Below are 251 nucleotides of genomic sequence, written 5' to 3'. Positions count from 1 at the left end.
GGCCGATTGCCTCTTCTTTAAATTCTTTCGTATAAGTTCGATATTGACGTTTTGTATTCATATTCACCTCGATTGATTATCGTATTATCCACAATCAAGGTGTCCAGATCGATTAGACCAGAATATCATTAAATATATAACAGGTTATTACAGCCGACTCAGACCGCATCAATATAATGGAGGGTTAACACCTAATAGATCGGAACAATTATATTGGGAAAACTCTAAAACTGTGGCCAATTTTCATTGAC

General features: G+C 35.5%; 1 pseudogene. It reads left to right on the top strand.

Annotated elements, in window-relative coordinates:
- Positions 1-118 precede the first annotated feature (118 nt).
- Positions 119-250, top strand: a pseudogene (locus tag HC723_RS17240) (IS3 family transposase); the annotation flags it as partial.
- Position 251: the final 1 nt, after the last annotated feature.

It is taken from the genome of Vibrio sp. S11_S32 (genome assembly GCF_014694465.1).
Taxonomy (GTDB): domain Bacteria; phylum Pseudomonadota; class Gammaproteobacteria; order Enterobacterales; family Vibrionaceae; genus Vibrio; species Vibrio algicola.
This window is presented reverse-complemented; position numbering and strand designations above follow the sequence as displayed.